This window comes from Acinetobacter lwoffii (assembly GCF_052078135.1).
Lineage (GTDB): Bacteria > Pseudomonadota > Gammaproteobacteria > Pseudomonadales > Moraxellaceae > Acinetobacter > Acinetobacter lwoffii_Z.
Genome location: NZ_JBQGUZ010000014.1, coordinates 1 through 19,950 on the forward strand (window position 1 = coordinate 1; position 19,950 = coordinate 19,950).

The window sequence follows — 19,950 nt, forward strand, 5'->3', positions numbered from 1 at the left end:
ATAAAAAAATAGCACCAAGGTTCCCCAAAACCGAGGTGCTATATCTTATAAATACATTATTATCGCTTTATAGGAACTTAGGACGCTAACACCCGAGTTCCTTTTTTATATTTATTATTGGATCAGCCAAAAGTGTCCCCACACACTTTTAGCTGTTCTTTGCCTCTCACTTTTTGTTTTCAACCCTTATTTTTATACTTTCCCCAAGGTTGTTTTTATATAAAGCAATGTTTATTCCATCGCTTCATTTTTAAGATTTAAATAAGTTCAAACCCTTAAATTTTTCCAGTAATTGTTCTTGTGTTTCCCGATACTCCGGATGTGGAATAATGCATTCAATCGGACAGACATCCACACAGGTCTGATGCTCATAAAAACCGACGCATTCCGTACACCGGTTTACATCAATTTCATAAACTTTTGCACCTTCATAAATCGCGTCATTCGGGCATTCCGGTAAACACATATCGCAATTGATGCATTTGTCGGTAATCAGCAGTGCCATATTTAACTCGCCTGATAAGCCAGTGAAGATGCCGAAATATCCGCAGTCGAACTTGGCAGATTACGGATGAGCAGGGCATATCGCATATCGACATCTGCCGGAACCGGAATCTCGACAATATGACCTGAACCTTTGGCGTCTTCGATCAGATTACCTTTTTTGTCTTTCATTTCGGTTAAAGTAAAGATGATATTGCCTTTAGTCGTCATCAGTTCGAGTGAGTCACCCACCACAAAGCGATTTTTCACATCAATCTTGATGTAATCGCCATTACGTTCCAGCACTTCACCGCAGAAAATTTGATGATCAAAACTTGAGGAACCATGTTCATAATTCTGATATTCACTATGCACATGGCGGCGCAGAAAACCTTCGGTATAACCACGATTCGCTAAGCCTTCTAATTGTGTCATCAGTGACGGGTCAAAAGGTTTACCAGCCAACGCATCATCAATTGCTTTACGGTAAATTTGAGCAGTACGGGCACAATAGAAATAAGACTTGGTACGGCCTTCGATTTTCAGTGAATGAACACCTACTTTAGTTAAGCGCTCTACATGCTGAACAGCACGCAGATCTTTGGAATTCATGAAATAAGTGCCATGTTCATCTTCTTCTGCGGCAAACATGTCTTCTTCGTTGCGCTGTAACAGCACTGGCTCGTTGAATTGGTGCTGCATCTGCATGTGCTGTTCATCAGCATCTTTAGAGCAGCAGCCTGAATCCAGATTTTTTACTGGAATGACATCACCGGTTTCATCTTCCTTGGCATCCAGAACTTTATATTCCCAGCGGCAGGCATTGGTGCAGGCACCCTGATTGGCATCACGTTTGTTCATATAGCCAGACAGCATGCAACGGCCAGAGTAGGCCATACACAATGCGCCATGAACAAAAACCTCAATCTCCATATCGGGCACTTGCTGTTTGATTTCTGCAATTTCTTCAATCGACAGTTCACGTGACAGAATGACACGGGTCAGCCCCATGTTTTTCCAGAATTTCACGGTTGCCCAGTTCACGGCATTGGCCTGAACCGACAGGTGAATATCCATCTTTGGAAAATGTTCACGCACCAGCATGATCAGACCTGGATCGGACATGATCAGCGCATCCGGCTGCATCGCGACAACAGGTTCCAAGTCACGAATAAAATTTTTCAGCTTGGAGTTATGAGGTTGGATATTGACCACCACATAGAATTTTTTGCCTAGTTCGTGTGCTTCTTTGATGCCAATCGCTAAATTGTCATGGTCAAATTCATTATTACGAACACGCAGACTATAGCGCGGCTGGCCGGCATAAACTGCATCTGCACCATAAGCAAAAGCATAGCGCATATTTTTGAGTGAGCCAGCTGGTGAGAGAAGTTCGGTAACGGTGGTAATGCTCATGATCAAATCGAAAGACATATAAAAAGTACGGCTTTATTCTAATCATCTGGAATTTGGATTCAACCTAGTAAATCACTCGGAAATACGCGATTTGGATGTAAAACAAGGTTCTTTTTTAAGTAGGGAATCCTCCATAAAATGTCTTCAATATTCAGTCATTTTCAGAGTTTTCAAGCGTTTTTAAAATCTGGCAATGATCAATAGTGGTTGGGGTGTTGCAACTTTCTCTCAGTGTGATCAGTTGCCGTTCAAATATTTGTAATTCTTTAATTTTATTTGAAATATCTAAAAGATGCTGATCAATCAATTGGTTTACGGCACAGCATTCCTGATCCGGATTTTGTTCAAGTTGAATCAGGGTTTCAATCTCTTTTAATGACATGTCTAAGGCACGGCAACGCTTGATAAAAAGCAGTCTTTTTAATGCGTCTTCACCATAATAACGATACTGATTACTTGCTCGAAAATTCGGCTGGATAAAGCCTTTTTTCTCATAAAAACGTAGGGTATCGGTGCTTAGACCAGTTTTTTTGGCCATTTCTGAAATCAAATAAACTGACATATCACCCTCCTGCTTGACCTTGGAGTTAGTCCATAGTTTCTAATCAATTTATCGTATTTTAGATAAAAAATCATCGGGGAAATGATATGGCTTGTAGTTGTAGTCCTGAACCGGCACCCATCAAGCCCAACAGCAAATTTAGAACAGCGCTATGGATTGCCTTGCTGGTGAACTTCACTTTATTTGTAGTGGAGCTGATCGGTGGTGCATATGCACATTCATCAGCCTTGTGGGCAGACGCGCTAGATTTCTTTGGTGATGCCGTCAATTACGGGATTTCTTTGGCTGTACTAGGTGCGAGTCTGTATTGGCGGGCAACAGTCGCTTTGGTGAAGGGAGTGACCATGGCGTTGTTTGGTCTGGTGGTTATTAGCAAAGTGATTTATGCCTATCTGCAAGGTATTCCACCTGAAGCACTGACAATGGGCCTGATTGGTGTGCTGGCCTTAGTAGCGAATGTATTTACAGCAGCAATTCTTTATGCTTTTCGTGAAGGTGATTCCAATATGCGGTCGGTCTGGCTCTGTAGTCGCAATGATGCAATTGGCAACTTTGCGGTCATTTTGGCAGCCGTAGGCGTATTTGGTACAGGCAGTCTTTGGCCGGATATTATTGTGGCTGTAATTATCGCTACACTCGGCATCACATCAGGTTATCAAGTGATTAAGCAGTCTCTGGAAGAAAGATCACTTAAACATAAATCCAGCTAATTTTTATATTTAAAGCTGTCCTGCAGGGCAGCTTTTTATTTATTTCAATTTTTATAATATTTGAAAAATAAAGCTTTACAAATAAACAAATTAAATTAGAATCTCTGGCGAAATTCAGAAAATATACATAAATTTTAATAATTTATTTTTATATTCTAAGAGGGTTAATGTGAATTTAATTAAAATTTTTTCAATATTGGCAATATCGGGGCTAGCCGCTTGTAGTTCCAAAGTCGTGACTTATGATGCAACAGGAAAAATCATCGGTTCATGTATGGCGACGCGTGGCCTACTTTCGACCGCAAGTGCACATTGTAGTGGTTCAGGCGATGCCTTAGGTGTGAATTACAATACGCCAGATGCGAATACAGGCCTATTACCAACGCCACCAAGCCAAAATCAGATTAATTTAAAACCGTAAATAATAAAGGGGAATATCATGAAATTATCAGCACTTATTGCACTTGTAGCGACTGTTGTATTGACGGGCTGTGCATCGTCAGTAACTACATTTGACTCTCATGGCCGTATGATTGGTTCATGTAAAGCGCAAACGGGTTTCATCATTGCAGGTGGCGCAGGCTGTTCAGGTTCTGCAAACCAGGAAGGTCGCGATCGTTAATTATTTAGTGATGGTTCCAATAAAAAACCGGACTTTTAAGTCCGGTTTTTTAGTTTAGAAAATCTTATTTTTCAACGAATGCACGTTCAATCACGTAATCGCCTAAAACGCCCATTTTCGGAGATTCTTTCAGACCGTGTTGATCAAGAAGCGCAGCAACGTCATCTAGGAATGCAGGGCTACCGCATAACATGGCACGGTCAGTTTCCGGGTTGAAACGTGGCAGACCGATTTTTTCAAACAGTTCACCGGTTTCAATCGCGGTGGTTACACGACCTTGGTTTGGATATTCTTCACGGGTGACGGTTGGGTAATATACCAATTTTTCTTTCGCGCCGAGTTCAGAGAAGAATTCATGATTTGGCACTTCATTCAGGATCAAATCTTGATAAGCCAGTTCTGAAATGAAACGGGTACCGTGAACTACGATGATTTTTTCAAAACGCTCGTAAGTTTCAGGATCGCGAATAGTCGACAGGAACGGTGCAAGACCCGTACCAGAAGAAAGCAGGTAAAGATTTTTACCTGGATTCAAGTCATCAAGTACCAATGTACCTGTTGGCTTTTTAGAAACCAAAATGTCATCGCCGACTTTTACTTTCTGTAAAATCGAAGTCAGTGGACCATCAGGCACTTTAATTGAGAAAAATTCTAACTCTTCTTCGTAGTTGGCGCTTGCAATTGAATATGCGCGCATTAACGGCTTGCCATTGACTTCAAGGCCGATCATTACAAACTGACCGTTTTTAAAACGCAAAGCAGTGTCACGAGTCGTTTTAAAAGAGAATAAAGTATCATTCCAGTGGTGGACGTGAGTAATCTTTTCGACGTTAAAAGCAGCCATTAAAGGTCTCAATAAATTATCAAATTAGAACAGCTTGCTATTCTAATCTAAATTCATTCTCGATAAACTGAATATATTTAATTGAGCTTATCAAAAAAAGTGATGATGACTGAACTGAAGCTGCCGATTATTGGTTATATGCGTTCTCCCTATAAAGAAAAATTTGGTATTCCTCGTCAGCCAAATCTGGTTCAGGTCGAAAGCTATATTGAAATGGTCGGGCCTTATAATGATCTGCTCGCATTTGAGGGAATTGAAGAATTTAGTCATCTGTGGCTGGTCTGGCAATTTCATGATAATAAAAACCAGAATACCAGCCAGTTTCGTCCACAAGTGCGTCCGCCACGTTTGGGTGGTAACAAGAAAATAGGCGTGTTTGCTACACGCAGCATGTATCGTCCATCACCGATTGGTTTATCTGTGGTCAAACTCAAAGAAGTGAGAAAGGTGGGCAAGCATGTTCGAGTGTATGTGACAGGGAGTGACTTGCTCGATGGCACGCCAGTTATGGATATCAAACCTTATATTCAATATTCGGATGCTATCATTGAAGCACAAAGCGGTTATGCGCAGGATGAACCATCACGTAAAACCGTCATTTGGAGCGATGAAGCGGAGCAGCAAAAGCAACAATTACTAGGAAATGGAAAAATCTCTGTGCAGACTATTCAGGAGCTGGAAGCTGTCTTATCTCTAGATCCAAGACCTGCATATCAGGAAGATGAAGAACGGGTATATGGGATGAAGTTTGCAAATGTTGATATCCATTTCAAAATTCATGCTCAGCAAGTGCTAATTGTTGCTATTCAGCATATTCCTTCCTAGATTATAGGTTCCACCACAACAAGCCGATCAACGCTGCCATATGCAAAATCTGCACAGGCGCAAAATAAAGGACAAACTTCCAGCCACCGGTCAAAGCGGCATTGGCTGACTTGGCCAGGGCATGAGCACCCAGACCTAAAAGCAGGGCATAAATCAAACGTAGATTGGAGGGATCACCTTGAACGACGACACTGGCCATCGCGGCATGAATCTCAAACAGAGAGGCGAGTAAGGTCCCGGCCAGTAAGCCGGCATCCCCGAGCCAGACCTCCAGTCCGTAAACTCCAGCCTGAATCAGCGTTAAAGTCACTGCAATAATCACAGCTTCTTTTAAGCTGAACATCTGGCTGTCTGACGATTCCATGCTCGGAGCAGGTTTTGCCTTGCGCAATAATAAAAATGCACAAGCTGCCAGAAGGATTACGGCAACTAAAGAGGGCAAGAGCAGGATTTTAAGCCAGCTCCAGGATACGCCCCCGACCACAATCAATAGCAACACAATAGTCGAGATACAGGACATCAGCGCGGCACCGGCATTCGATCGTGCATCCATTTCACCTTTACGGACCTGTAAACCTAACTGAGCGATGGTCGCCGTACTGGAAACAAAACCGGAAGCAATGGAGGACAGCATCAGGACATTTTTAGTCGAAAAAAAGCGTTTCGCAATATGCGCCAGAGCTTGTACCACTAAAATTAAGGTCAGTAATTTTAAGATAATATAAGGGTTAAGCACTTCTCCCCAAAAAGGGCGATCAGGGGTCAGCGGCAAGCCAATCAAAATCAAGGCCAGTAATAATAGTCCATCCCTGAATTCGGCTTCTTTAATCCATTTTCCGGCAATATTGTGCATGGTATGTTTGGCCATCAAAATACCGGTTAAGAGCACAGAAAGACCGGCTGCCAGAGGAATATTCCATAAACACATGGCGCCAATAAAATAGGTCATCACAAATGCAAGCTCTGTGGTAATGCCCGGATCATCTGGTTGATTTTTGATAGATAAAATGACCATGCCACCCACGATCAAAGCACCTATTACAGCAATCACGATTCCAAACAGGAAACACAGTGCACCCAATAAAGCACAGATTGCAAAGGAACGTAAGCCGGCAAAACTCGGTTGCTGTTCGCGTTGCTTATGCCGTTCCCGCTCCAGACCAATCAATAGGCCGCAGCCTAATGCCGAGGTGAGTATCGTGAGCAGTTCATGAAAAGAATGCGCATGCAGGGGAACCGCAGTCAAATCCATCTGTGACCTCAGCAAGCTAAGAGTTGATTATTTAAAAATATATGCGACGAGATAGAGTTTGCATAGATCAAAAATGTTGCGGTAGTAATCAAATCCATTATTTACTTTCTTTTTGAGATTGAAATAGAAACGTACATTCAACAGGTGGGGAGCATGCGAAAAACTGCAAAAACTTGTTATAGTGGAGGCAAGTTTGGGGACTGATAATAATGAAATTTGACTTTGAAATTGATACAGCATGGTGTCTAGACCAACTCTTTAAAGACGGTAAAATCAGTGAACGCGACCGGATGCTGGTACAAACCACTCATCGGCAACGTGAACAACTAAAATGGCACCCTTTACAGTGGATTGCTAATTTTAATCTGGTCGATCAGTCCCATCCTCAAACAACACTGACTCTGAACCGTTTATGTCAGTGGCTGGCAGAAAAAACCGGATTGATGTTCTATATCATTGATCCGCTCAAAGCTGATGTACAGGCATTGACCCATGTCATGTCGCAGGAATATTCACTGCGCAACCGTATTCTGGCGGTAGAAATTCAGGCAGACAAAGTTCTGATTGCTACAGATCAGCCTTATAAAACTGAATGGATGTCGAATCTCGAGCAGAATATTGCACCAAAAAAAATACAACGGGTATTACTGAATCCAGAACAATTACAACGTTATATTACTGAATACTATCAAGTCAGTCGTGCAGTTAGTGGTTCACAAAAATCGTCTGCCTATGACCGGGAAAATAAGGGCGTCGAAGCCTTGCTGCAACTGGGCGATTCCCAGAATCCGGATGCCAATGACCAGCATATTGTCAAACTGGTGGACTGGGTGCTGCAATTTGCTTTTGAACAAGGTGCCAGTGATATTCATATGGAACCACGTAAAGACACCGGCAAGATCCGTTTCCGGATTGATGGGGTGCTGCATACGATTTACAACATGCCGGCCAATACATTGACCGCCGTCATTTCCCGAATCAAGATTCTGGGCCGGATGAATGTGGCGGAAAAACGTAAGCCACAGGATGGCCGCCTGAAAACCCGGACACCTAAAGGACAGGAAACTGAACTGCGTCTGTCGACCTTGCCGACCGCCTTTGGTGAAAAACTGGTGATGCGTATTTTCGATCCGGAAGTGCTGGTGAGAAGCTTCCAGCAACTCGGTTTTGAAGGTCATCTGCTCAACGACTGGAACAATCTGACCAGTCACAGTCACGGCATTATTCTGGTGACCGGTCCGACTGGTTCCGGTAAAACTACTACGCTTTATTCAACCTTGAAACAGCTGGCGACTGAACAGGTCAACGTCTGTACCATTGAAGACCCGATCGAGATGCTGGAACCCAGCTTTAACCAGATGCAGGTCAATAATGGTATCGATCTTGGTTTTGCTGACGGCGTGCGTGCATTGATGCGTCAGGACCCGGACATTATCATGGTCGGGGAAATTCGTGATCAGGACACTGCCAATATGGCGATTCAGGCCGCATTGACCGGTCACCTGGTTCTCTCAACTTTACATACCAACGATGCGCCGTCGAGTCTGACCCGTCTGCATGATCTGGGCGTACAGCCATTTTTGACAGCAGCAACCATCTTGGGTGTTCTGGCTCAACGTCTGGTACGTAAGCTGTGTCCGCACTGCAAACAGGAAAGCTTCCTGAATGAACAGGAATGGCAGCATCTAGCTACGGATTATCCTTTGCCGCGACCGGAATTTGTCTTTAAGGCGGTGGGCTGCGAAGAATGCCGGCATACCGGCTATAAAGGCCGTATCGGGATTTATGAGTTTATGCCATTGAGTCTGACCACCAAACAGCTGATTGGTGCCGATGCCAACCTGAACCAGCTGCGTCAGCAGGCTAAAAAAGAAGGGGTAGAGCCGCTCAGAATTGCCGGGGCACGCAAGATTCTGGAAGGTGTGACCACGCTTGAAGAAGTCCTGAGAGTTGTGCCCTTAAATTAATTTTGAAAATGAAGCAATCTTAAGATTCAATTCATCTTCGGCTGTTTTAATAGCATCATCGAAACAAGGCAAGACTTTAAAGAGGTAATTGCGATGAAAATGATGATAAATACGGTTTTGGCAGCTGCATTGATGGGTTCTATCGCGACGGCTACGATAGCAAGTAGCGACACTGCTGTGAATCAGGCTGCTTTTGCTAAATCGACCACAGTCAAACAGGCACTGGCCATGAAAGATGACAGTAAGGTTCAGCTTAAAGGTTATGTCGTGAAAGCGGTCGGTGATGAAAAATACCAGTTCCGAGACAGCACAGGAACTATTACTGTTGAGATTGATGATGAACTTTGGCAAGGCAAACCGATTTCAGCCAAAACACCGGTAATCATCACAGGTGAAATCGACATTGATTATAAACCGGCAAAACGTGTTGAAATTGAGGTTGATCAGGTTCGTTTCTAATATCGCCTGATTTGCTGAAATCAATTTGAACACAGCGACAAAAAACCACATGCAAGTTACCAAAAAGCATGTGGTTTTTTTGAGTCTGGAACTTTTTCAAGGCAAGATAGAACAAGGAAGCAAACGGAGCAGAATATGCGTATTCTTTTGGCGGAAGATGATCAGTCTCAGGCAGACAGTATCCAGACTTGGCTGGAAATGGACGGTTATGTGATTGATCGGGTAGAGCGCGGTGATCATGCGATCTTGGCGATTGAGCAGCATCAATATGACTGCATTCTGCTGGATCGCGGCCTGCCGAATGCCACTGGAGATGACATTCTGAAAATTTTGCGCAGCCAACATCAAGATACGCCGGTGATTTTTATTACGGCCAAAGACAGTATTGATGACCGGGTTGAAGGTCTGGATTTAGGCGCGAATGATTATCTGGTCAAACCTTTTAGTCTGGAAGAACTTTCGGCCCGAGTTCGTGCCCAATTCAGACAGAAACAGCAAACACCGAATCATATCTTGCTCTGGCAGGATCTCAGTCTGGACACTCAAGCCAAGACCCTAACTAAAGAAGGTCAAGCTGTGAATCTGACTGCGAAGGAATTTCAAATTCTATACAAGCTGATGCAGCAGCCTGAACATATTGTCACCCGTGAACAGCTGGAAGAATCGCTGTACGCTTGGGGTGATGAAATTGAAAGTAATGCCATTGAAGTATTTATCTATCAGCTGCGTAAAAAAATCGGCAGCCAGATGATCAAGACTATTCGCGGTCTGGGCTATCGCATGCATAAGGCTGAGGCTTAACCCCATGTCGGCTGCTATTTCCCTGCAAACCCGGCTAATTAAACATGCGCTGTTCAGTTCCATCTTGGCCGGAATATTGGCCTGGCTGCTGTTATTGGGAATTTCCAGTTATCAGGCCAGTCAGCTGCATGATGAATTAATGCAGCAGATTTCTGAGTTGCTGCTTGGCGATGTCACCCAGGCCAAAGGCACCCAGGTGGATGAGCTCAGTGAACAGTTTGATATCCAGTATGCCTTGTTGCTGGATCAGCAGGTACTGACAACTTCGATTGATGATGAATTAATTAATACCATTCCAAAAGCACGGAACAACGGCTTCCAGTTTGCTTATGAGAATGGTCGTTTTATCCGGATACTGACTGCGGAAGATGACGACCTTCAGGTCAAAATCGTACAGCCACTTTCAGTACGTTTCGATGAACTCTGGCAAACTACTTTGGGCTTTGCCGGGATCTTATTCACTTTATGGCTAGTGCAATGGCTGATTCTAAGGGTCTCGGTCAAACGCCAGTTACGGCCATTAAACAAGATTTCACGTGCCATTGGTTCCAAGACTGCTCAGGATCTGAGTCCTATTAAAACACCTGACCCTGAAATCACTGAACTGCAACCGATTATTCGTCAGTTGAATGCCATGCTCGGCCGGCTGGAAAAGTCACTGGCTGCCGAACAGCGTTTTACTGCAGATGCTTCACATGAGCTGCGTTCTCCACTGTCTGCAATTCAAATGCGTCTACAGGTTTTAAAACGCAAATATCAAGGTGATGCACAGCTCCCTCAAGCATTGCAGCTGATTCAAAATGATGTCAACCGCGGTACGCAGGTGCTGGAAAATTTACTCTTGCTGGCACGACTCGATCCGGAGCGCACAGAGCAATTACCAACGCAAACGATTAATCTTAAAAATCTGGTTCAGGAGGCTTTGCAGGCATTGCAGCCTTTTGCAGAAGAAAAAGACATTCATTGGAATCTAAACCTTGAGGATGCTGTGATCGAAGCGAATCCAGAGCTGATTTTTAGTTGTATTCGCAATCTGGTCGACAATGCTATTCGTTATACGCCGCCGCAGGGACAGGTCGAGATCCGAACGGTTGTTGAGCAGCATCAGATACAACTATTGATTGAAAACTCAGGAGAGGGGATTACTGATGATGTGCTGGAACGTTTAGGTGAACGTTTTTATCGGGCTTTGGGTACGCGAACTCAGGGTTCGGGTTTAGGCCTGTCCATTTGCCAGAAAATTATGGCACTGCATGCAGCTAAAATTGACTATGCGCCGTCGGATCTGGGCGGACTTAAAGTGTTATTAAGTTTTAAGCTTGAATAGCAAATCTCATGATCAGAAGATTAAAAAGCAGTATGCGCTGATTCATACTGCTGCTTCCCACGTTTGTTATTATTAGAACTGATTTAATTATTTGGTCAGAATAAGACGGTTATTGCGGGTCAGACGCAAGCGGTATTCTTCGCCGGCATGCATGATCCGGATTTCACGACCCAGTGCAAACAGATTGTTGGAGTGCAGCATTGGCAAGGCATGATGAGTATCATTGTTACGGGTAAATAGGCTAAATGGGGCGTTCATTCCGTCGACTCCGTGGTGTGTTTTGGATTGATTTAAATGATAATCATTATCGAATAGATCTGTCAACGAAATATTGAACAATTTATAAAAAACTCTAATTTGCTTACAATCTGTAAAAATTTAACGGTTCTGGACATCATGACTAAAGCTACGATTCATGTCGCAATTGCGCTTTTATTTTATCAAAATCAGGTTCTAGTCGGCTGGCGTGAGGCCAAGCAGCATCAGGGCAATAAATATGAATTTCCAGGCGGAAAAGTTGAACAGGGCGAATTACCAGTCGAAGCTTGTTGCCGCGAAGTGATTGAAGAGGTGGGCGTTGATATCGAACGCTGGCATGCTTCTGATTTTATCTCCCATGAATATGAAGATCTCATCGTCAATTTGCATATTTTCCATGCTTCAGTACAGCCTGCGCAACTGGCTGAAATCAAACAGCCTTGGCGTTGGTATAGCCGGGAAGAACTTGGTCAGCTGAATTTCCCGAAAGCCAATCAGTCCATGATTCAAAAGCTGCAATGGCCGCAGCGCATCAAGATTGCTGAAGATCTGGATATCTTATCAAGTCTGGATACAGATCAAATGTTGTATTGGCGCGTGGAAGCAACGCCTGAACGGATCATGCAATTACAGCAATATCCGGTAGATCAACTCTCCAAGTTAATCATTAATCAGCAGCTTTGGTCACAACTGAATGAATTGCAGCAGCAGACGATTCGTACGATTCATCTAAAACAGATTCAATTGATGGACTTGAAACAAGGTGAATTGAAATCTGGTTATCGTTATCTGGCAGCCTGTCATGACCTGAGTGCTTTAATGCATGCAGAACAGATCGGTTGTGAAGCAGCCTTGCTGAGTCCGGTACTGGCGACCGCAACGCATCCGGACACGCCTGCGCTAGGCTGGGAGCAATTCAAGCAAATGGCAGAGCAGGTACAGATTCCGGTTTTTGCTTTGGGTGGAATGAAGGCTGATGAGCTTGAGTATGCAAAAAGCCAGCACGCTTATGGCATTGCCGGCATTCGCTATATTTAAACACTTTATTTATAAAATAAACTTTCTATTAGTAAGTCAGTTTCTATGGAAAATTATCTTAAAGCTTTTTCAGTGCCTGTTGGGCTTGCTGAATCGCTTTGGCATTTTTCCGCAACTGAGCAGATTTAAGGCGCACTTGCCAAAGCTGCTTTTTCATGGCACTAGATTGTGCATAACTCAGGCCACGTAAGGCAAAAGCATCGGCGCTTGCTGGCTGATTTTTACGGTTAGCAATCATACCCAAGTATAAATAGGTTTCCGGTGCCTGAGGGGCCAGTCGCTGTGCCTGAGTTGCAGCAGCTTCAGCTTGAGCAAATTGCTGCTTGGTATAGGCCTGCTGGGTTTGCTGCATCAGACTCTTGAAAGCCGGCAGATTACGGCCATCATCAAACTTTTGGCTTTTCGGCTTCTGTTCAGGAATGACAATTTTCTGACGTTTGATGTCAGGACGGTCATAAGGCGTAATCACTACGCTGTCTGGCGTTTTTGCCTTAGGTTTTTCCGTCGCAGGCTTGACTGGGGTAACTGGCTTTTCTGGCTCAGAGATACTTTGGCAGCCCACCAGACTGAGGATGAGCAAACCAGGGAGGATTTTTCTTAACATAAACATAGACTCAATTAATGGCTATAACTTCCACTGGCGATAATACGGGTTTCGCTCTCAAGATCGCGTTCTATTTCTGTTTCACTTTCTTGTATATAGTGACTCATATCATCCTGTTCAGCATCAGATGGCTCAGGTTCTGAATCAATATCATAAGGTTCCGTCGCATAATGCGAGATGCCGCAGGCAGTTGCCTGATTTGGCAGGGCATGACGCGAAATCGGGATATACATGGCGCCTTCACAGCCTTGTGCCGATAAATGACCGGTATAACGATCCAGCCAATGCCATTCGATTTCATTCGGCTGTGGCAAATTCACCGGTTTTTGGCGTAGTTGTTTCATGACATTGGTCCACACGGGCAGGGCACCTGAAGAACCGGTCAAGCCAGTGACTTTGTTGTCATCCAGACCGAGCCAAACCACGGTCATATAATTACCTGAGTATCCGGCAAACCATGAGTCACGGCTGTCATTCGTGGTACCGGATTTGCCGGCAAGATTCAGACTACGTGGTAAGCTGTTATAGGCTGCACGACCTGTACCATTCGACATGACCTGTTGTAAGCCATAATTCAGAGCATAAGCAGAAGCCGGATCAATGGTCGGTTGCACACTCAGGCTATAACGATCCAGAGAGCGGCCGTTGGCATCCACTACAGAGCGAATCGCTTTGGTTGGGTATTTAAAGCCGCCTGTAGCAAAGTTGCCGTAAATATTCATCACTTCCATCGGGGACATATCTACCGCACCCAAGTAAATCGACGGATAAGATGGAATATCTGAAGTTACACCAAATTTTTTCAGATGATTAATAAAGGTAGACAGGCCAAATTCTTGTGCTAAACGCACAGTGGACAGGTTATAAGATTGCGATAATGCCTGCGACATTGGAATGACACCATGTCCACGACCACTATAGTTTTTCGGCGTCCAGGTTTTGCCATCACTCTTGATGCTGATTTCACTGTCTTCAATTGGGCTTGCCCAGTGATAACGGTTCGATTCCAGGGCACTCAGGTAGATCACCGGTTTTAGCAGGGAACCGACTTGACGCTTGGCATCGACTGCACGGTTAAAGCCGGTAAAATCTTGAGTAGAACCTACTGCGGCCACCAGCTCACCATTTTCCGGATGCGATACCAATACTGCACCCTGTAAATCTTTCAGGCGACCCGGATTGGATTTGCTTAAACGTGCCACCGTCTCTTTAAAGCTGTCCTGAATTCGGGTTTGAGCCAACGGATCTAAAGTGGTAAAAATGCGTAGACCCTGATTGGTCAGATCGGTTTCCTGATAGTCTGTGCGTAATTGACGACGAACGATATCCAGAAAATCCGGGAAGCGGGCAGGGCCTAAAGTAGGTTTGGCAATCACATTCAGTGGACGTGCAGTTTCTTTTTCATATTGTTCCTGCGTCAGATAACCCATCACCAGCATATTATTCAGCACAATATCGCGACGTTTTTTGGCACTTTCTGGATTGCGCCATGGGTTGTACAGGCTTGGACCTTGAACCAGACCCACCAGAAACGCCTGCTGAGAAATATTCAGTTCACGCAAGGGCAGGCCAAAATAAAACTGGGAAGCCAGGCCATAACCATTGATAGAATAGTTACCATTCTGGCCCAGATTGACCTCATTCAGATAAGCTTCCAGAATTTCATTCTTGTCATAATGCAATTCAATCAGCATCGCCATAAAGGCTTCATTCACTTTACGCTTTAAAGTACGTTCAGGGGTCAAATAGAAATTTTTAACCAGTTGCTGGGTCAAGGTCGAACCACCCTGACGTTTACCACCGGTAATATTGCTGACTACGGCACGTGCAATACCACGTGGTGAAACCCCGTGATGCTCATAGAATTTACGGTCTTCAGTCGCGATGAGCGCTTCGATCAAAGGTTGAGGCACTTTATTCAGCTTGATCAGGACCCGGTCTTCGTTATGCTGCGGATAGATCCCACCAATCAATAACGGTTCTAAACGGGCAATCCCGCTTGAAGAGGGTTTGGTTGCACTGACTTCTGCAATCTGTTCACCACTGAAACTGACTTTTAATATCTGTTCCGGTTCAACCCGGTCACCAAAATCAAAGCCGCGGGTATGTACATACAGGGTATTGCCCGTGGTGACAAAGTTACCTGATTTGGTATAGCTATCTGAGTTTTTATAACCGAGTAATTTTAATTCTTGTTGGAAATCCTGCAGGCTGACTGGGGCATTCACGTACACTTCCATCGGACGTGCGAAGACCTTGGCCGGAATATCCCAGCGCTGACCTTCAAATTTGTTGCGCACAATATTGTCTAATCTAATCAGATAGATACTAAATGCTACAAAGATAGAAATGACAATAATAGAAAAAATTAAGGCAAGAAACCCCATGCCACGTTCAGATTTCATAAATACTTATAAGATCCTGTGAAATTGTGCTAATCATGCGAAGCTTTTCATTATTTTGCAATATTTAATCAAGAAATGCGCTTAAAATTAAAATGAAACCCCACAATTTCTCCTTAATTCGAATATATTTCAAATAATTTCCTACCTATGAAGCACTGTTATAAATTGTCATCCAGGTATAGCTTAATGTTATGATAAGCAGGATTCGTAGCGGAGCGACGACACTGGTGCAAATTTCCCATAAGACCTTTCGAAATATCGGGTTAATAGGACGTCCTGATAAATCGTCGGTGGTTGAAACCTTATGCCTTATTCACGATCATCTTCTCAATTTAGGCCTACACCCAGTTTTTGATGCAGCGACAGCTGAACTTGTTCCCTATCAAAATACCCAAACCGTCAGTCGTGCCTTATTGGGTGAGGTGGTGGATCTGGTGATTGTCGTGGGCGGTGACGGCTCGCTATTACATGCAGCACGCGCCTTGGTCAAGTACAATACCCCAGTGATCGGGGTTAACCGTGGTCGTCTGGGTTTTTTAACGGATATCAAGCCGACTGAAGTGATATTCAAGCTGGATCAGGTATTAAAGGGTGACTTTCAGACTGAGCGACGCTTTTTACTCGAAGTCGAAATTCGCTCCAAAGGTGAAGTGATTTACGATGCCATTGCTCTAAATGATGTGGTGCTACATTCAGGGAAATCGGTACATATGATCGATTTTGAACTGAATATTGATGGACAATATGTCTATCGTCAGCACAGCGATGGCCTGATAGTCTCTACGCCGACTGGTTCTACGGCTTATGCGCTTTCTGGTGGTGGCCCGATTGTACATCCAAGTATGGATGCGATTGCCTTGGTACCGATGCATCCGCATACCTTGTCTTCACGCCCGATTGTGGTCGGTGGACATAGTGAAATTAAATTACTGATTCGTGAAAATCGCGTACTGCCGATGGTTAGTGCGGATGGACAACACAGTGTGTCTTTGAATGTGGGTGATAGCGTCCATATTCGCAAGCATCCCTTTAAACTGAATCTTCTGCATCCACCGGGTTATGACTTTTATAATGCCTGTCGAACCAAACTGGGGTGGAATCAGGACTTTGATTATTTTAAGCAGGATTAAATCATGAATATTGAACAAATGCTTGCCGTACTCAATCCTGAGATTGTTGAACGCCTAAGAACAGCAGTCGAAATTGGAAAGTGGCCAAACGGTGTAGTCTTGACACCAGAACAACGTCAGACCTGTATGCAGGCAGTGTATGCCTGGGAAATGAAAAACCTGCCTGAAAATGAGCGCAGCGGTTATATCGATCGCGGTACTAAAGAAGAGGGTGAAGAGTGTGATGATGATCATCACAAGAATGAACCTGAATTCAAGCCGATTCGTTTTGTTTAAGGCTTAATTCCCAGCCAATAGCAATACAATTAAAAAAAGCATTGTTCATTCACTGAACAATGCTTTTTTCTTTTGCACAAGATTAAACCGTGTGGCGATTCGCCCATAAGATTTTGGCTTTTTGCATCGCAGCTTCAAAGCTGTCACACACGCCCATGGTATATAGCGCAATGCCCATAGTTTCTATCACTGCAATCTCGCCATAATCATGGCTTTGCTGACCGTCCCAGACAGCCTTAAATAGCGCCAGATCCAGTTCTTCTTCAATTGGACTGCGGTTGTCAGTGAGCTTTGGCAATTCATGCTCATAGAGCAGGCCATCTTTAATGCCACAGATGAGCGTTTTGGCATCCGGATTACGCTCGAATTCGCCCCCTTCACCTTTAATTACGGCACTATTTTTATAGCCCAAGCGGAAAGCTGCTTGCTGATGCGAACCACGATATGCTGGATGGAAAATGGCTTGCAGGGTCGCTTTGGCATTAAAGGGATTGATCAGACGCGCCAGGGTATGAATTGGGGAGCGTAAGCCCATGACATTACGCAGCGCAATCAAGTCTGCAAGAATCGGAGAAATTACTTCTAACGGTATGTAAGCAAAATGCTGTTGTAGAAGTTGCTGTTCAACCTCGGCATCATTTTGACAGATTGGATAGCCTAAGTAAGTCAGCACCTGTTCGGTGTAAACGCGGTTCATGGTATGGCCCGAGGCACCATGCATCACAATATTATAACCATGCTTGGCCAGTGTCAGGGCTGCCAGAATAAACCATGGATAATGCTTGCGCTTGCCCGCATATGAAGACCAGTCCAGATCGACATCCAGTTTTTTGAAACTCAGCTGGTCACGTGTCGCCTGTACAAAACCGGCCAACTCATCTACAGATTCTTCCTTGACCCGCAATAACATCAAGAATGCACCTAACTGCACATCCAGCACTTCATTTTTCAAAATCATACTGAAGGCTTGATAGGCTTCATCATAGCAGAGAGAGCGGGCGCCATTTTTCCCTTTACCCACAATGCGTACATATTGGGCAAAGGGATGTTCGAAATCTTTATAAATATTTCTTTTGGTATTCATAACTTTTTACAGCTTGCAGAAAATATTAATGTCAAGGGAGAGGGTGAAAATCCATAAACATTTCAGTATACGTAAAACAATCAGTTAAATCTGATTATCGACTAATGTCTAATCTATTCTGGTTAAAACATAAACAAGCGCATAATAAGTTATGCACATTTAGTCTGAATATTCGGTAAAATTTAGGCAATTTTTAGAGTCTGTTTAATTTTTCTTAATCTCTTTCTCCCATTTAATACTTTGGTCTGATACTTGAGTGTCAGATTCAATGCATGGCTGATTATCATTTTTGAACATTCTCTTGAGCCTTTTGAGACTTGATCCGGTTCATCCTGAGAAGGGATGAAGAGGTCAGTATATTTCTCAAAATGGTCTTTCTTATTTTTGATATCGTTCAAGTAGATTTATTATGGCGAAACAACCAATTTATAAGTCACTGTATTTTCAAGTGATTGTGGCCATTATCGCAGGTATTCTGGTCGGGCATTTTTCGCCTAGTGGTACGCAAATTATCAATGGCGTAGAACAGCATGTCCCTGGCTTGGGCGAACAGCTTAAACCGCTTGGTGATGCATTTATCCGTCTGATTAAAATGATTATCGCACCTGTGATTTTCTGTACCGTGGTCAGCGGTATTGCAGGTATGGAAAGCATGAAATCAGTCGGTAAAACTGGTGGTGTGGCTTTACTTTACTTCGAGATCGTATCCACGATTGCTTTGGTCATCGGTCTGGTCGTGATTAACATCGTCAAGCCTGGTGTGGGCATGAACGTTGATCCTGCTTCACTGGATACCACTGGCATCAGTAAATATGTCGCTTCAGGTGAGTCACAATCGACTATCGACTTCCTGATGAACATCATTCCAAATACGGTTGTGGGCGCATTTGCAGAAGGCGAAATCCTGCAAGTTCTATTGTTCGCGATCATCTTTGGTTTTGCACTGCATAAGCTAGGTGATCAAGGCAAGCCAGTCCTGAAACTCATCGACCAGATTTCACATGTGTTTTTCAACATCGTGAACATGGTGATGAAACTTGCTCCAATTGGTGCATTTGGTGCAATGGCGTTTACGATTGGTAAATATGGTATTGGTTCTCTTGCTCAGCTGGCACAGTTGATCATTTGTTTCTATGTTACCTGCGTACTGTTTATTTTCATCGTATTGGGCTCAATTGCGCGTTTCGCAGGGTTCAGCATCATGAAGATGATCCGCCTGATTCGCGAAGAACTTCTGATTGTACTGGGGACGTCATCTTCAGAATCAGTACTGCCACGTATGTTGAAGAAACTGGAACTTGCCGGTGCAGAGAAGTCGGTGGTAGGTCTGGTGATTCCAACTGGTTATTCATTTAACCTGGATGGTACGTCGATTTACTTGACGATGGCTGCAATCTTTATTGCGCAAGCAACCAATACGCAACTTGACTTGTCTCATCAAATTACCCTGCTTCTGGTACTTCTGATCTCATCTAAGGGTGCGGCAGGCGTGACTGGTTCAGGCTTTATTGTGATGGCGGCAACTTTGGCTGCTGTAGGGAATATTCCTGTTGCAGGTCTGGCATTGATTCTCGGTATTGACCGTTTCATGTCTGAAGCTCGTGCCTTGACCAATCTGGTCGGTAACTCTTTGGCGACTTTAGTGGTTGCGAAATGGGTTGGCCAGTTGGATATGGACAAGCTGAACTACGCTTTAGCGAATCCTGCAGAAATTGATGAAAAAATGGCGCAAGAAGGCAATAACGCTCACTAAGTTTGAGTCTGTTTTTAGTGTCTAAAAGGGAAGCTTCGGCTTCCCTTTTTTATTGACTGTGAAGTTAGTAAAAAGATGAATGCCGGCACATGACAGGGAGCAGGAAAGTCGATAGTCTGTGAAAAGGAAACTAA

General features: G+C 44.0%; 21 protein-coding genes. 12 read left to right on the top strand and 9 right to left on the bottom strand.

What is annotated here, in order from left to right; all coding sequences use genetic code 11:
- Positions 1–250: 250 nt before the first annotated feature.
- The 3 genes from ACTL4S_RS10275 to ACTL4S_RS10285 all read right to left on the bottom strand — a co-directional run bounded on the left by ACTL4S_RS10275 (position 251) and on the right by ACTL4S_RS10285 (position 2,461).
- Positions 251–505, bottom strand: coding sequence for a YfhL family 4Fe-4S dicluster ferredoxin (locus ACTL4S_RS10275; protein ID WP_180038760.1), 255 nt, complete (start codon positions 503–505; stop codon positions 251–253).
- A 2-nt stretch (positions 506–507) separates the two neighbouring features.
- Entirely contained in the window at positions 508–1,917 is a 1,410-nt protein-coding gene (gene trhP / locus ACTL4S_RS10280; protein ID WP_441299298.1) for a prephenate-dependent tRNA uridine(34) hydroxylase TrhP, read from the bottom strand.
- 133 nt (positions 1,918–2,050) lie between these two features.
- Positions 2,051–2,461, bottom strand: a complete 411-nt coding sequence (locus ACTL4S_RS10285) for a Cd(II)/Pb(II)-responsive transcriptional regulator (RefSeq protein ID WP_441299299.1) — start codon at positions 2,459–2,461, stop codon at positions 2,051–2,053.
- A gap of 86 nt (positions 2,462–2,547) precedes the next feature.
- Between ACTL4S_RS10285 and ACTL4S_RS10290 the strand changes: the two genes are divergently transcribed.
- The 3 genes from ACTL4S_RS10290 to ACTL4S_RS10300 all read left to right on the top strand — a co-directional run bounded on the left by ACTL4S_RS10290 (position 2,548) and on the right by ACTL4S_RS10300 (position 3,793).
- Complete coding sequence (locus ACTL4S_RS10290; protein WP_253138062.1) at positions 2,548–3,171, top strand: cation efflux transmembrane domain-containing protein; 624 nt, start codon at positions 2,548–2,550, stop codon at positions 3,169–3,171.
- A 169-nt stretch (positions 3,172–3,340) separates the two neighbouring features.
- On the top strand, positions 3,341–3,592 hold the full coding sequence (locus ACTL4S_RS10295; protein WP_004279009.1) for a hypothetical protein: 252 nt from the start codon (positions 3,341–3,343) through the stop codon (positions 3,590–3,592).
- A gap of 18 nt (positions 3,593–3,610) precedes the next feature.
- Positions 3,611–3,793 (top strand): YgdI/YgdR family lipoprotein, encoded by a 183-nt coding sequence (locus tag ACTL4S_RS10300; RefSeq protein WP_004279008.1) that lies wholly within the window; start codon positions 3,611–3,613, stop codon positions 3,791–3,793.
- A gap of 64 nt (positions 3,794–3,857) precedes the next feature.
- Here the strand turns inward: ACTL4S_RS10300 and ACTL4S_RS10305 are convergent, their stop codons facing one another.
- Positions 3,858–4,637 (bottom strand): ferredoxin--NADP reductase, encoded by a 780-nt coding sequence (locus ACTL4S_RS10305; protein WP_004279005.1) that lies wholly within the window; start codon positions 4,635–4,637, stop codon positions 3,858–3,860.
- A gap of 105 nt (positions 4,638–4,742) precedes the next feature.
- On the opposite strand from ACTL4S_RS10305, the gene tsaA reads away from it, so the two are divergent.
- Positions 4,743–5,462, top strand: a complete 720-nt coding sequence (tsaA, locus tag ACTL4S_RS10310; RefSeq protein WP_441299330.1) for a tRNA (N6-threonylcarbamoyladenosine(37)-N6)-methyltransferase TrmO — start codon at positions 4,743–4,745, stop codon at positions 5,460–5,462.
- Between the two features lies 1 nt (position 5,463).
- Here the strand turns inward: tsaA and ACTL4S_RS10315 are convergent, their stop codons facing one another.
- The gene (locus ACTL4S_RS10315) at positions 5,464–6,714 is read right to left on the bottom strand and encodes an MgtC/SapB family protein (protein WP_441299300.1); all 1,251 of its coding nucleotides are present in this window, start codon (positions 6,712–6,714) and stop codon (positions 5,464–5,466) included.
- 209 nt (positions 6,715–6,923) lie between these two features.
- Between ACTL4S_RS10315 and tfpB the strand changes: the two genes are divergently transcribed.
- The 4 genes from tfpB to ACTL4S_RS10335 all read left to right on the top strand — a co-directional run bounded on the left by tfpB (position 6,924) and on the right by ACTL4S_RS10335 (position 11,268).
- Positions 6,924–8,681: a type IV pilus assembly ATPase TfpB gene (gene tfpB / locus ACTL4S_RS10320; protein WP_253102391.1), complete on the top strand. Its 1,758-nt coding sequence runs from the start codon at positions 6,924–6,926 to the stop codon at positions 8,679–8,681.
- Positions 8,682–8,774: 93 nt separating this feature from the next.
- The gene (locus ACTL4S_RS10325) at positions 8,775–9,140 is read left to right on the top strand and encodes a NirD/YgiW/YdeI family stress tolerance protein (RefSeq protein ID WP_004645581.1); all 366 of its coding nucleotides are present in this window, start codon (positions 8,775–8,777) and stop codon (positions 9,138–9,140) included.
- Positions 9,141–9,275: 135 nt separating this feature from the next.
- On the top strand, positions 9,276–9,941 hold the full coding sequence (locus tag ACTL4S_RS10330) for a response regulator transcription factor (RefSeq protein WP_441299301.1): 666 nt from the start codon (positions 9,276–9,278) through the stop codon (positions 9,939–9,941).
- A gap of 4 nt (positions 9,942–9,945) precedes the next feature.
- Entirely contained in the window at positions 9,946–11,268 is a 1,323-nt protein-coding gene (locus tag ACTL4S_RS10335) for a sensor histidine kinase (protein WP_441299302.1), read from the top strand.
- An 87-nt stretch (positions 11,269–11,355) separates the two neighbouring features.
- Here the strand turns inward: ACTL4S_RS10335 and hemP are convergent, their stop codons facing one another.
- Positions 11,356–11,526 (bottom strand): hemin uptake protein HemP, encoded by a 171-nt coding sequence (hemP, locus tag ACTL4S_RS10340; RefSeq protein WP_004645578.1) that lies wholly within the window; start codon positions 11,524–11,526, stop codon positions 11,356–11,358.
- Positions 11,527–11,664: 138 nt separating this feature from the next.
- On the opposite strand from hemP, the gene ACTL4S_RS10345 reads away from it, so the two are divergent.
- Positions 11,665–12,564 carry an NUDIX domain-containing protein gene (locus tag ACTL4S_RS10345; protein ID WP_441299303.1) on the top strand — a complete coding sequence of 300 codons (900 nt, stop codon included), beginning with the start codon at positions 11,665–11,667 and terminating at the stop codon, positions 12,562–12,564.
- Between the two features lie 58 nt (positions 12,565–12,622).
- On the opposite strand, the gene ACTL4S_RS10350 is transcribed toward ACTL4S_RS10345, so the two are convergent.
- Both ACTL4S_RS10350 and mrcB read right to left on the bottom strand, forming a co-directional pair.
- Positions 12,623–13,168 (bottom strand): tetratricopeptide repeat protein, encoded by a 546-nt coding sequence (locus ACTL4S_RS10350; RefSeq protein WP_441299304.1) that lies wholly within the window; start codon positions 13,166–13,168, stop codon positions 12,623–12,625.
- A 14-nt stretch (positions 13,169–13,182) separates the two neighbouring features.
- Positions 13,183–15,573 carry a penicillin-binding protein 1B gene (gene mrcB / locus ACTL4S_RS10355; RefSeq protein ID WP_441299305.1) on the bottom strand — a complete coding sequence of 797 codons (2,391 nt, stop codon included), beginning with the start codon at positions 15,571–15,573 and terminating at the stop codon, positions 13,183–13,185.
- 191 nt (positions 15,574–15,764) lie between these two features.
- Here mrcB and ACTL4S_RS10360 point away from each other — a divergent pair, with 191 nt between their 5' ends.
- Both ACTL4S_RS10360 and ACTL4S_RS10365 read left to right on the top strand, forming a co-directional pair.
- A complete protein-coding gene (locus ACTL4S_RS10360) occupies positions 15,765–16,703 on the top strand; it encodes an NAD(+) kinase (protein ID WP_004645573.1) in 939 nt (312 codons plus the stop codon).
- A 3-nt stretch (positions 16,704–16,706) separates the two neighbouring features.
- Positions 16,707–16,979: a YeaC family protein gene (locus ACTL4S_RS10365; protein WP_180086141.1), complete on the top strand. Its 273-nt coding sequence runs from the start codon at positions 16,707–16,709 to the stop codon at positions 16,977–16,979.
- An 82-nt stretch (positions 16,980–17,061) separates the two neighbouring features.
- Here ACTL4S_RS10365 and ACTL4S_RS10370 read toward each other — a convergent pair whose 3' ends face one another.
- Entirely contained in the window at positions 17,062–18,063 is a 1,002-nt protein-coding gene (locus ACTL4S_RS10370; protein ID WP_005106493.1) for a glycosyl transferase family protein, read from the bottom strand.
- A 409-nt stretch (positions 18,064–18,472) separates the two neighbouring features.
- On the opposite strand from ACTL4S_RS10370, the gene ACTL4S_RS10375 reads away from it, so the two are divergent.
- A complete protein-coding gene (locus ACTL4S_RS10375; protein ID WP_004731608.1) occupies positions 18,473–19,816 on the top strand; it encodes a dicarboxylate/amino acid:cation symporter in 1,344 nt (447 codons plus the stop codon).
- Positions 19,817–19,950: the final 134 nt, after the last annotated feature.